Here is a 12,693-nt window from a genome sequence, read left to right as displayed (position 1 = left end):
AAACGACACGCCAAAAACAAACAAAATGGGTCATATTAAAGGAAAAGTGCTTTAGCCCTTTTGAGGTTCCGTCTCGTTGATCGGGTTTGATCAACGAGACCCTCAATCGGCGGGCGGGTTGTTGGTGGCTGTTATCCGGCGCCCGTCGCTCGTTGCCCGTTGCGCCATATAGCTTACGGTACTGTCGTTCTTGGCGAGGTTCGCCATGAGGTGTTCTTGCAAACAAGCTGTTTTGCTTCAAAGGTTTTAATGACCTGATGACCCTGGATTATTATCCACTGCTTTCGCCCATTCGTACCGGCCTTGCGTGCAAATGCCCGCGCTGCGGCGGGGGAAAGCTGTTTTCAGGTTTTCTGGTGGTGCGCGAACAGTGCGATGTTTGCGGCCTCGATCTGCGGGGCCACGATGCTGGCGATGGGCCTGCCATCTTTATCATTTTCATCCTTGGTTTTTTGGTGGTCCCCCTTGCCTTATGGGTGGAATTGACGTACCAACCGCCTTTGTGGCTGCATGTGGTTATGTGGTTTCCAACCGTGATCGGGGTTACCCTTTTGCTGTTGCGGCCGCTTAAAGGGGTGATGGTTGCCCTGCAATATCGTCACCGTTCGACCACGGAACAGGAATAGGCCCTTTATGGTGCTTTTTAAAACGCGGCCAACCGTCGCAATTTCGATTTCTGCCGGTTTGGCATTGCTGATTTTGCTGGTTTTGGGGGCCTGGCAGGTGGAACGCCTGTTTTGGAAAGAAAACCTGATCGCCCAGCGCGAAGCCCAGGCCAGCATGGCCCCGATTGATTTTCCTGTTGATGTGGCCAAAATCGACCCCGACCTGTCGTTTCGCGCCGTTCGCGCCCATGGCCGTTTCCTGCATGATCAGGAAATGTATTTAATGGCGCGCACCATGCAGGGCAGCGTTGGGTATCAAGTAATTACCCCGCTTGAACAGGCCGATGGCCGCATCATTCTGGTGAACCGCGGCTGGGTGCCCGACGACAAACGCGACCCCGCCACCCGTGCACAAGGCCAGGTGGCGGGCCAGGTTGACGTAACCGGCGTTTTGCAGGTCGCCCGGCCGCGCCATTGGGCCCAGCCCGAAAACGACCCGGTGAAAAACCAGTGGTTCTTTGTTGACCCGCAACACATGGCCGAAGAAGCCGGTGGTGACCTTGCCAGTCCCTATTACCTGGAAGCCGACGCCACATCCAACCCCGGCGGATGGCCCAAGGGCGGGCAGGCACATGTGACGCTGCCCAACAACCATTTGCAGTATGCGATCACATGGTTTTCCCTTGCAGTTGCACTGGTGGTGATTTTTATCATCTATCATCGCCGCCCGGCACTTCCCAAGGCGGATTGACCTTGCGGTCAAGGCCCCTGACAGACTAGTTTTCAGTGTGATTGTGATTTGCACCTGCTCCCTCTGCCCGCAAAGGGCAAGGGGTGGGCATTTGTGTGATCGCGCCTGTTTCTGATGACATTTCTGTCCTTGGTTGTTTAGTCCTCACTGCTGCGGAGCCCCCATGACCAAAGCCTATCTTGCGCTTGAAAACCGTTTTCGTCGTCTGAACATTCTGGCAGATATTGGCGGGATGCTGCATTGGGATATGGCGACCATGATGCCCGATGGCGCGGCAGAATCGCGATCAGAACAGCTTGCCACCCTTGATGTTATGTCTAACGAATTGATCAAGGATGCTGCCTTGGCGGACCTTCTGGCCGAGGCCGAAGGCGAAACCCTGACCGATTGGCAGCGCGCCAACCTGCATGAAATGAAACGCGAATGGGTGCATGGCAATGCCGTGCCCGGTGATTTGGTCGAGGCGATTTCGCGGGCGTCCACCGCGTGCGAGGTGGCATGGCGCAGCGCGCGCGCCGAAAACGATTTCGCTGCCCTGTTGCCCAAACTGCAAACCGTGCTGGACCTGTCAATCGAAGCTGGCACCGCCAAGGCCGAGGCGCTGGGCTGTTCGGTGTATGATGCACTGCTCGATCAATATGATCCGTCCATGCGTTGCGCGCGCATTGATGGGCTTTTTGCCGATCTGGAAGCCTTTTTGCCGGACTTTACCGCCAGCGTGATTGAACGGCAAAAAGCCGAACCGGCGGCGTTGCAGCCGCAAGGGCCGTTTCCAATTGCAACGCAAAATGCCATTGGCCTGGATCTGATGAAAGCCGTCGGGTTTGATTTTGACCATGGCCGACTGGATATTTCCCATCATCCGTTTTGTGGCGGCACGGCCGATGATGTGCGCCTTACCACCCGTTATAACGAAGCCGACTTTACCAGCGCCATCATGGGCGTGATGCACGAAACCGGGCATGCCATGTATGAACGCGGCCTGCCCAAAGCATGGCGGATGCAACCGGTTGGCAAGGCGCGCGGCATGAGCCTGCATGAAAGCCAGTCCTTGTTGATTGAAATGCAGGCCAGCCGGTCGCAGGAATTTTTAACCTATGCCGCCCCGCTGTTTAAATCGGCTTTTAACGGCGATGGCCCGGCATGGGAGGCTGAAAACCTGTATCGGCTTTACACACGGGTTGAACCGGGCCTGATCCGGGTGGATGCTGATGAAGTCACCTATCCGTCGCATGTGATTTTGCGCTATCGCCTGGAGCGCGCATTGATCGAAGGCAACATGAAACTGGCCGATTTGCCCGGTGCCTGGAACGATATGATGCAGTCGCTGTTGGGGATTACCCCGCCTAATGATGGCAATGGGTGCCTGCAAGATATTCACTGGCCGTCTGGTGCGTGGGGGTATTTCCCGACTTATACCATGGGGGCCATGGCCGCCGCCCAGCTGTTTGCGACCATTCGCCAGGCTGTGCCCGATGTGATGGAAAACCTTGCCAATGGCAATTTTGCCCCGCTTATGACCTGGCTTCGCGCCCATGTGCATGGCAAGGGGTCCAGTGCCACCACTGATGATATCCTGATGGCTGCCACCGGCGCGCCGTTGCAAACCACGGCTTTCATCAGCCATTTGCAAACGCGTTATGGCGGTTAAATTATGGTAATTTCGGTACTGCTTGCTCGCCCTTTGCCCCGATAGGCTATAGAGTTTGCGAGCGGTCCGGATCAGATCATCAGATTATCAGATCAGAAATTTACAGACGCTAAATCGAACAGGATCAGACAGGCAAATGGCATCAAAGGTAATGGACCGTCAGGTCTTTGCAGCGGGACAAATTATTTTCCGTGAAGGAAAACCCGGTGGTGCCGCCTATGTGGTGCAGGAAGGGTCGGTCGAGATTTATAAAAGCATCACCGGCGGTGAAGATGTTGTGCTGGGGCATATCGAACCGGGCGGCCTGTTTGGCGAGCTTTCGCTGATCGATGATGCCCCGCGTATGGCCTCGGCCCGGGCGCGCGACCGAACCGTCGTGATCGCCATTTCGCGGCGCCAGTTTGAATATAAACTTAACGAATCGGATCGCTTCATTCGCGCCATCTTGCGTATTTTATTGGCGAACTATCGGCAAATCACCCGGCGTTCGGTCAAACTTGAAGGCCTGTTGCGCAAACATGGCATTCCGTTCGAGGAATGACGGGACCGGCGCAATCTGACCGGTCCCTTTGTTTTGGTGTGTTTTTATCCGGGTGTTTTAACGAGCTTCGATGCGAACCCGTTGCAGAAAACTGTCAAGCGATGTGCCCAGCCGCGCCACAAGATCGGTGATCGAGATACCCACCTGTAAAACATCGACAGCGGCATTGTTGCCTTTTTCCACCTCGGATAAAACCGATGTGACAGATGTGCTGACAATGCCCGTGCCCTGTGCTGCCTGGCTGATCGAGCGCGTAATTTCGTTGGCTGCAGCCCCTTGCTGTTCGATGGCGGCGGCAATGGCAGAAGACACACCATCGATTTGACCAATAATCTTACGAATTTTCTCAATAGCCGCCACGGCATTTTCGGTACGGCTCTGCATTGCATTGACGCTGTCTGAAATGTCTTCGGTCGCCTTGCTGGTTTGGCTGGCAAGGTTTTTTACTTCCTGGGCCACGACGGCAAATCCTTTGCCTGCATCCCCGGCACGGGCGGCTTCGATTGTGGCATTCAAGGCCAGAAGGTTGGTTTGCCCGGCAATTTCGTTAATCAGATTAACCACATCGCCAATCTGGCTGGATGCCTTGTTAAGTTCATCCATAAGACCGGCTGTATTCTGGGCTTCGTTGACGGCCTCCTGGGCAATACGAACCGATTGCGCTACCTGCTGATTGATTTCTGTAATCGACATTGAAAGCTGTTCGGATGCAGAGGCAACGGTATTCACATTCTCGGCGGCGGTCTGCGCGCCGCCATTGGCATTCTGCACCAGTTTATAACAGGTAGTGCTGGATGATTTGAGGGCATCACCGGTTGTATCGAGGCTTATGGTGGCCTGTGTCAGAGACGAAACAACCTTGCCGGTTGAGGATTCAAGTTCGTCGGCAACGCGCCTGAGCGCATTTTTGCGCGTCATTTCGTTTTGTTCTTTTTCCCGGTCATGTTCTGCGCGCAATTGTTCAGCACTTGCCAGGTTTTTACGGAAATCATTTACCGCCTTTGCCAGCGTGCCAATCTCGTCGTGGCGCTCCAGTCCGGCAATTTTAAGGTCGTAATTTTTCTTCTGAATTTCGTCGATGTCAAAAATAATGCTTTTTATCGGTCGGGTAATGCTGCGGATATTCATATAAATGACGCCGATCATAACGATCACCATGACGATAATGGTGCCCAAACCGATCACGGTAATGGATCGTGCCTCCTGCTCTGCCCCTTTTGTCGACAATTGTAAAACCAGCGATCCCAGATTTTCGTTGCTGCCGTTTTCCTGATAAAAAACATCCGCTGTCGAGCTGATGACATCGGTTTCGCGCGGAGTACCGTGTTTATAGGTAATGGTGCCTGTTTTATCGACAATTTGAACCGAGACAAAATCGGGGTCGCGGCTCATGGCGTCGAGAACATTTGTGATACGATCGTCATTCATGTCCCATAATGCGCCTGCCACGGTTCCGGCCTGAAGGGACGCTGTAATCTGGGCGCGTGCCGTAAGAGAATCGGTTGTTAAAGTTACAAACCGATTGAAAATAAAGCCAAAAGCAATGACAAGAACAATACAAATGGCCGATGCGAGGGTCAGTGTTGCGCGGCTTTGCATTGACATTTTACTGAGCATTATAAGGATCCCTTACGCAAAGGAATTTGGTCCACCGGGCCGGTCCTGCGCGCAAAGGCGCGAACCAGCCCGTTACCTGTTGCAAATAACATCAAGCAGGGAATGATCTATTTTATCTGTGCGTTAAAGGCCGCGCGCATGGCTTTGCCTTTGTCATTGTTTTGAAAACAAACATACAGATCATTATCGGCCAGCAGTTTTTCGTTAAAGCTGATTTTATCGGCGATGTTTTTAAGTGCGGGGTCGGATGACAGCGAATAGGTGAGGACATTTTTGTCAATGACGGCCGCATTCACCCGGCCCGCAGCGACTTTTTTGATGTTCTGCACATCACTGACAACGGCATCGACCTTTATTTTTCCGGCCGCGACCATGGCGTCGAATGTGGTTTCATTGACATAACCGCTCACCACGCCAATTGTGTATTTCTCAAGATCCTCGTGGCTGGACCATGTAATGGGCGTGGCAACATTCTGAATAAATCCGACCGGTGATTTGCCAAAACTGTTCGAAAACAGGCAATTGCCGCTGGCATTTTTTTCGGCATCGCGGCTGGCATCATAATATTCCGGGTAATAGCCGGCAAAGGCCGGGTCTGTGGTTCCTGTGTCAATGGCACGGTTCCACGGCAACACCACGTAATCCAGATCAAAACCTGCACCGGCAAACAGCTTTTTGACCTCGATGGTGGACTGGCCGCCTTCGGGTAATTTGGCACCGGTATAAGGCGGCCATTCAAGTGTGGCCAGCTTGATGGTTTCGGCAGATGCCGTTTGTGCGCTCAGCAGGGCGGCGGTGGCAAAAAGCAGTTTTTTGACGCTTGGAAAAATCGAACTCATCGTGAAACTCCTATATCCTGTGATTGTTTTTTTGACCGTGTGGTTGCTTTGAAACCATTTTCCCTGTTTGGGTGGAACACAGGGCCAGCTTGTTGGGGATATTTTTGTGCCGCAGTTTATGGTGCGCGATAACAGGTGGCCGGGGAGGCAATGAATACCGGGTTTGGCCAGGCCGATCATGTTGCGAAGATTACGCGGTCATTATTGTTTGGAAAATTCGGGTATAATTGCCCTTGACTAAGGTCGGGCAACGCCTCACTAACACGGGCGTTAAATCGTCTGGCATTAACAGGGCAAAGGTGGTTGCTGGCATGGAACTGTCCAATTCAGGAGCAAATATGATCAAATATTGTAGCACCCGGGGTGGCGTCTCCGGTTTGCAGTTTGATGACGTTTTTCTCGATGGTCTTGCCCGGGACGGCGGCTTGTATGTTCCTGAAAAATGGCCGCAATTCACCCCTGAAGACATCCGTTCCTTTCGCAATATGACCTATGCCGAAGTGGCCTTTTCCGTCATACAGCCTTTTGTTGCCGGTAGCGTCGATGATGCCGCCCTGAAAACCATTCTTGATGAAACCTATGCCGGGTTTAACCACACCGCCGTTGCCCCGCTTAAACAGTTAGGTGCCAATGACTGGGTGATGGAACTGTTTCACGGCCCGACTTTGGCGTTTAAGGATTATGCGCTTCAGGTGGTGGGGCGTTTGTTTGACCATGTTCTGGCACAGCGCGGCCAGCGCATTACCATTGTCGGGGCAACCTCGGGCGATACCGGGTCCGCCGCGATTGAAGCCTGCCGCGACCGCGATAATGTTGATATTTTCATTTTGCATCCTGCCGGGCGCGTGTCCGAAGTGCAACGCCGCCAGATGACCACCGTGATCGCCGATAACGTCCATAACCTTGCGGTGGATGGCTCGTTCGATGATTGCCAGGATCTGGTCAAGGCGCTGTTTAACGATCATGCTTTCCGCGATGAAATTGGCCTTTCGGCCGTCAATTCCATCAACTGGGCGCGCATCATGTGCCAGATCGCCTATTATTTCTGGGCCGGGGTGCAGTTGGGCGCCCCCGACCGTGAAATATCGTTTTCGGTGCCGTCGGGCAATTTTGGCAATGTTTATGCCGGGTATGCGGCCCTGCAAATGGGCCTGCCGATCAAACAGTTTGTGGTCGGGTCTAATTCCAACGACATTCTGGCGCGGTTTTTTGACAATGGCGTGATGAAAATGGACGGGGTTCACCCCACCATCAGCCCGTCGATGGATATTCAGGTCAGCAGCAATTTTGAACGTTTGCTGTTTGATTTGTATGACCGCGACGGGGCGGCGATTGCCGAACTGATGACCGAATTTCGCAAAACCGGCATCATGGAAATGTCGCAGGGCCGCTTTGCCAAAGCCCGCGACCTTTTTGATGGCTATCGGATGGATGATGACCAGACCCGGGCCGCCATTCTCGATGTGTATCAAAAAACCGGTGAACTGGTGGACCCGCATTCCGTGATTGGCATTGCCGCCGGGCGGGCGTGCAACCGCGACCGCTCGGTGCCGATGATTGCCCTGGCAACGGCACACCCGGCCAAGTTCCCCGATGCGGTTAAACAGGCATCCGGCATATACCCGGACTTGCCCGAACGCCTGTCCGACCTATATGAGCGACCAGAGAAACTTGAACCCATGACCAACGATGCCGATGCCCTGATGGCGCATGTCCGTAAAAACCGGCGTGCGGCCTGAAGAAAGGCAGTAATTGGATCGTTGGACCTTGATATGAAACAGGAGAATATCTGAATGACAGTCGAGCTGACCGAGCTTGACAATGGCATGATTGTCGCCACCGACCGCCTGGAACATGTGCAGTCGGTGGCTTTGGGTGCATGGGTCGATGTCGGGGCGCGCAATGAGACGCCCGAAATTAACGGCATTTCCCATATGCTTGAACACATGGCATTTAAAGGCACGCGCAAACGCAGTGCGCTGCAAATTTCCGAAGAAATCGAAGCGGTGGGCGGGCAGATGAATGCCTATACCTCGCGCGAGAATACCGCCTATTATTGCAAGGTGCTGCACGAAGACCAGGCCCTGGCGATTGATGTGATCGCCGATATTTTGCAAAATTCCACCCTTGATGAAAAAGAGCTGGAACGCGAACGCCAGGTGATTTTGCAGGAAATCGGCCAGGCCAACGATACGCCGGACGACATTGTGTTTGATTATTTTCAGGAAACCGCTCTGCCAAACCAGGCATTGGGCCGCTCTATTCTCGGCACCCCTGAAAATGTTTCCAGCCTGTCGCGCGATGATTTGTTTGATTTCATGTCGCGGCGCTATAGTGCCAAACGCATGGTGTTTTCGGCTTCGGGCAATGTGAACCACACTGAAATCGTCGATCTGGTTTCATCAAAATTCACCAATCTGCCGACCCACGAAGACCACGATATGGAAGTGCTGCGCTATGAAGGTGGCCAGCGCATCGAACAGCGCGACCTTGAACAGGCCCATGTCATTTTTGGCCTGCCCACGGTGCCTTATGCCGATGACAGTTTCTATGACGTGCAGGTGTTTAACACCCTTTTGGGTGGCGGCATGTCGTCGCGCCTGTTTCAGGAAATCCGCGAAAAACGCGGGCTGGTCTATTCGGTTTACAGCTTCTCGTCGCACTATGTCGATGGCGGCCTGTTCTCGATCTATGCTGGCACCGGACCCGATGACCTGCCCGAACTCATGCCGGTGATGTGCGACGAACTAAAACGCGCCACCCTTGACCTCACCGAAGAAGAAGTCAACCGCGCCCGTGCCCAGCTGAAAGCCATGGTCGTGATGGGCATGGAAAGCAATTCGGCGCGCTGCGAGACGCTCGCCCGGCAAATTCAGGTCCATGGCGGCCCGCAAACCATCGCCGAAATCATCGAAAAGATCGAAGCGGTTGATTTGAACAAGGTTCGTGCGGCGGGCGAAGCCCTGCTCAAAGGCAAACCCACCGTCACCGCCCTTGGCCCGGTCGGCAAAATGCCGGAATATGACACGCTGGTGGATCGGCTGCGGGCTTGATGGCACTGGCTGGCGGTCTGATACCATGATTTCAAACGGCGTCTGTCTTACGGCAGGCGCCGTTTTTTATTGCGTGGTATGGTCAGGGTTTGTTGCCTTGTATCTCTGTTACATAATTGATGGCGTCGGCCAGTGTGGAGGGTTGCCCGTTACTTTCATCAACTACAAACTTGACTCCGAACGTATTGGTAATTGTGATCAGCCGCGCTATCATTGCCTTAACGCGTTCTGTATTGCCTCTTTGAGTAGCAATAAGACTGATATTGAAAGCGGCCTTTGTCTCCCACCGCACGATTTCTTCATTCTCATTGAATTTGGATCGCAGGGTATCGATACGGCTCAGCGTTGCCTCAATCTGTTCCCAATTGCCGCTTTGAGTGGCAATAACACTGAGATTGTAAGCAGCGTTCGTCTCCAGGCACGCGATTTCTTCATTCTGGCCGAATTTGGATCGCAGGGTATCGAAGCGACGCAGCATCGCTTCAACCTGTTTCCAATCGCCGCTTTCGCCAGCATGAAAGCAGATATGGAAAGCCGTCTTAGCTTCTTCTATTGCGATTTTTTCATTTTGACCGAATTGGGATCGAAGGGTATCGAAGCGGCGCAGCATCGCTTCAACCTGTTTCCAATCGCCACTTGTAGCAGCATAAATGCAGATATTGGTAGCGGCCTGGGCTTCTTCCTGCACGATTTCTTCATTCTCGCTGAATTTGGATCGCAAGGCATCGAAGCGGCGCAACATCGCCTCAACCCGTTCCCAGCCTCTGTTTTGAGCGGCACCAATGCTGATATTGTAAGCAGCCCTCGCCTCACACCGCGCGATTTGTTCATTCTCATTGAATTTGGATCGCAGGGTATGGATGCGGCTCAGCGTCGTATCAACCCGCTCCCAATCGCCGCTTTCTAAGGCATAAAGGCAAATATTGACTGCGGCTTTGGCTTCTTCCTGCGCGATTTCTTCATTCTCGCTGAATTTGGATCGCAGTTTATCAAAGCGGTGCAGCATCGCCTTGATCCGTTCCTCATCGCCGCTTTGATCGGCATCAATGCAGATATTGAATGCGGCCTTGGCCTCCTCTAGTGCGATTTCGTGATTACTGCGGAATTGGCTGCGGAGGGCGTCCAGTCGCGCCATCATCGCGTCGACCCGTTCCCATTCGCCTTTTTTGCCAGTATGGTGGCAGATATTGAATGTGGCCTTGGCCTCCGACAGTGCGATTTTGGCGTTTTTGTCGAATTGCGTGACGAGGTGTTTAACTGACTTCATGAAACTGTCAGCCGCGTCCGGGTCATGTGATCGATAGCATTGGTTGACCCAATCCGGTGCCATCGATGCGTAGGAGAAGGCGGCTGTTTCGGTTTGGCAGGCAAGCATTGCTGCCGGAATATCAATGGCGGCGATTTTTTGCGGGAAGTCTTGTTGCAGACGCAAAAGGGTGATCAGCGGTTCTATATGTCCTTTTTCCAAGGTGGCGCTCAGAAAACTGTGCCTATGCCTGGAAATATCGTTCAGCAGGGTTTCGGCCAGAAAAAACTCGCCCATAATGTCGGGCTCCAGCGGTGGCAGGAATGTGTGGCTGCCGCCAAGGGCGCTGATCATTCCTTGATGGTGATCGGGGGGCGGATCGGGCAGGTGGCGCGCAAAGGGGCCGTAATCCTCTTGTTTTGTGTCGAGGTCATTAAGGTCTAGCCCTTTTGTAAGTGTTGCCAGTGCCAAGGCGAGTTTATAGCGCGTTAGGGTGCCGCCGCCATCATTTGGCGCGGCGGGTTGCCAGCGGGTGTGTTCTTCGCGCCGCAGCATTCCGGCAAGGACGTCTTCCTGATTAAGCAGGGCAGCGATTTTTGCAAAATCGGGTTGTGCTTCGGGTTCTTTTTCGGCTTCGGCCATCATCGCTTCTGCCGTGGCAAGGGCAAAAAGCGGGCGGGGAAGGTTGGCATCATGTGGTCTGGTATCCACCCTTTGCGCCGCCGCCAAAAGAAGGGCATCATCTGGGGGTGTTTGCCCGGCTTTGGCAAAGCGCTCCTTCATCATCTTCTTGATAGCTGTTGCGTCTACGGGCGGGATAATCCGCCCTTTTTCATCCTCATGCCCGAAGATATGGTTCATCACCATCGGTTTATCGCCGTCTTCGGGCAGCATTTTGCCCAGCCAGTTTTCATCGGCTTTGCGTTCAAGCAACAAAACCCGGACTGGAAAATCATAATGTGCGGCCTTGCGGGCAAGAATACGCAACAATTTGCCGGTTTTTTCCGGGTGGCCGCTGACATAGTCAATGACGATAAAGGTGGGTTGGCGGGGTCGCCATTTTTCCAGATCATTAAAACCTGGCAAATCGTCGATAGACAGGCGACCGGCATCCCAGATGTGTTGGTTTAAGTGCTTACGGGTGAAATCGTAGGCCAGCCGGGTTTTACCCGTGCCGCCATCGCCGGTCAGCAGCATCCAGCGGAAATTAAACAGCCGCCCACATAGAGAGAGGTCACCGGCAAATTGATGCAAAAGGGTGATTTCTTTGTCGCGCCCATAAAGTTGATCAAGGCCGGACGTATATTTAACGCGGTCAAACGCGCCTTTAGGTGAAAGGACTTCTGGGGGCCACGACAGGGCGGGGGCGACCATATTTTGAAAAAGGTTGCTGATGTCTTCGCGGAAGGTCCGGATCAGGGTGTCTGTTTGCCCGTCAAGCCCGCCCAGAACTCTCTCGAAACCCTGAACATTATGCAGCGCCAGCATGGTTTCGATGGGGGTGGTGTTGTCAATTTCGATGGCATTAATATCAAACGGCCTGCCTTCTGTTATGGCACCAAGGATGCTGGTTTTAAGGGCGTCGTTGGTTTCCTTGCCATGCTGGATAGTGATTAGCCGTTCTAGCAGTCCTGCCAGTGCCGGGACTTTGGCAATAAAGGCTTGCAGCCGCGATGAGATTGCCTTGCCGATAAAGGATTCGGATTTTGCAACAAGGGCGGTGATCAGGCGCAAAACGACATAGTGCAAAGGCGGGCGAAACCCCAGTTCGCGTATTTCGCCCAGCAATGCGGCTTTTACGTCGGGATCAGCCAGCAAGCCTGACAGAAAATCGGCCTGCGCCAGTTTTTCGACGATATCGTCGGCATTTAGCGGGCTGGTCGGGCTTTCTTCCGTTTGCGTATCTGGCACCTGTGTTCCCCCATATTTTGCCGCCTGTGGTAACTATACAAGGCAAGGTTGCCGACGCCATCTAAAAACGGGTAAGCGGGAAGGGTGGTTTGATTTTGTTTTGGGGGGCATGATAATTCGTGTCAATAACATCGCGGGCTTGCCTTCGGCCCATAAAATCGGAAAAGATAAGGTTGGTGTCGACAAAACCGTTGATACTGCCCCGCAAAATTCTGCGTCCTGCTCACCCGTCTCAACCCCTTCGTGATGCCTGCTTGCCGATATTGGGTAATCGGTCCGTCAGGATATCAAACACATTCAGGTTCAGACCCCAAGGTCACCGATATGAGGGATAACAACACGGGCCAGCCTGGCTTCCCGGGAGGGGGGGGTATTTTGTGCCCGCCGATGGCGCGGTTTTAACCGCGACATATCGGCACGGTTGGCAACATCGCGCAAGGTGGGCAGGCGGTTTTTGCGATGGCGGGCCGTATCCTGGT

Annotated in this window: 9 protein-coding genes; 6 read left to right on the top strand and 3 right to left on the bottom strand. The window is 53.5% G+C overall.

Annotated features, from left to right (window positions below):
• Positions 1-257: 257 nt before the first annotated feature.
• From AAC086_RS06915 to AAC086_RS06900, 4 genes are all read left to right on the top strand, one after another.
• Positions 258-626 carry a DUF983 domain-containing protein gene (locus AAC086_RS06915; protein ID WP_339776915.1) on the top strand — a complete coding sequence of 123 codons (369 nt, stop codon included), beginning with the start codon at positions 258-260 and terminating at the stop codon, positions 624-626.
• A gap of 7 nt (positions 627-633) precedes the next feature.
• Positions 634-1,356, top strand: coding sequence for an SURF1 family protein (locus AAC086_RS06910; protein ID WP_339776913.1), 723 nt, complete (start codon positions 634-636; stop codon positions 1,354-1,356).
• 163 nt (positions 1,357-1,519) lie between these two features.
• Positions 1,520-3,007, top strand: coding sequence for a carboxypeptidase M32 (locus AAC086_RS06905; protein WP_339776912.1), 1,488 nt, complete (start codon positions 1,520-1,522; stop codon positions 3,005-3,007).
• A 136-nt stretch (positions 3,008-3,143) separates the two neighbouring features.
• Positions 3,144-3,548 carry a cyclic nucleotide-binding domain-containing protein gene (locus AAC086_RS06900; protein ID WP_339776910.1) on the top strand — a complete coding sequence of 135 codons (405 nt, stop codon included), beginning with the start codon at positions 3,144-3,146 and terminating at the stop codon, positions 3,546-3,548.
• A 57-nt stretch (positions 3,549-3,605) separates the two neighbouring features.
• Here the strand turns inward: AAC086_RS06900 and AAC086_RS06895 are convergent, their stop codons facing one another.
• Positions 3,606-5,165 (bottom strand): methyl-accepting chemotaxis protein, encoded by a 1,560-nt coding sequence (locus AAC086_RS06895; RefSeq protein ID WP_339776907.1) that lies wholly within the window; start codon positions 5,163-5,165, stop codon positions 3,606-3,608.
• A 107-nt stretch (positions 5,166-5,272) separates the two neighbouring features.
• Complete coding sequence (locus AAC086_RS06890) at positions 5,273-6,004, bottom strand: ABC transporter substrate-binding protein (protein ID WP_339776906.1); 732 nt, start codon at positions 6,002-6,004, stop codon at positions 5,273-5,275.
• 341 nt (positions 6,005-6,345) lie between these two features.
• Here AAC086_RS06890 and thrC point away from each other — a divergent pair, with 341 nt between their 5' ends.
• Both thrC and AAC086_RS06880 read left to right on the top strand, forming a co-directional pair.
• Positions 6,346-7,743: a threonine synthase gene (gene thrC, locus AAC086_RS06885; RefSeq protein WP_339776925.1), complete on the top strand. Its 1,398-nt coding sequence runs from the start codon at positions 6,346-6,348 to the stop codon at positions 7,741-7,743.
• A gap of 54 nt (positions 7,744-7,797) precedes the next feature.
• Positions 7,798-9,057: a pitrilysin family protein gene (locus AAC086_RS06880; RefSeq protein ID WP_339776904.1), complete on the top strand. Its 1,260-nt coding sequence runs from the start codon at positions 7,798-7,800 to the stop codon at positions 9,055-9,057.
• A gap of 82 nt (positions 9,058-9,139) precedes the next feature.
• Here the strand turns inward: AAC086_RS06880 and AAC086_RS06875 are convergent, their stop codons facing one another.
• A complete protein-coding gene (locus tag AAC086_RS06875; RefSeq protein WP_339776902.1) occupies positions 9,140-12,214 on the bottom strand; it encodes a hypothetical protein in 3,075 nt (1,024 codons plus the stop codon).
• Positions 12,215-12,693 lie beyond the last annotated feature (479 nt).

It is taken from the genome of uncultured Thalassospira sp. (assembly GCF_963976115.1).
Lineage (GTDB): Bacteria > Pseudomonadota > Alphaproteobacteria > Rhodospirillales > Thalassospiraceae > Thalassospira.
The sequence above is the reverse complement of the archived record's forward strand: the minus strand, read 5'-3'. Positions and strand labels throughout refer to the sequence as shown.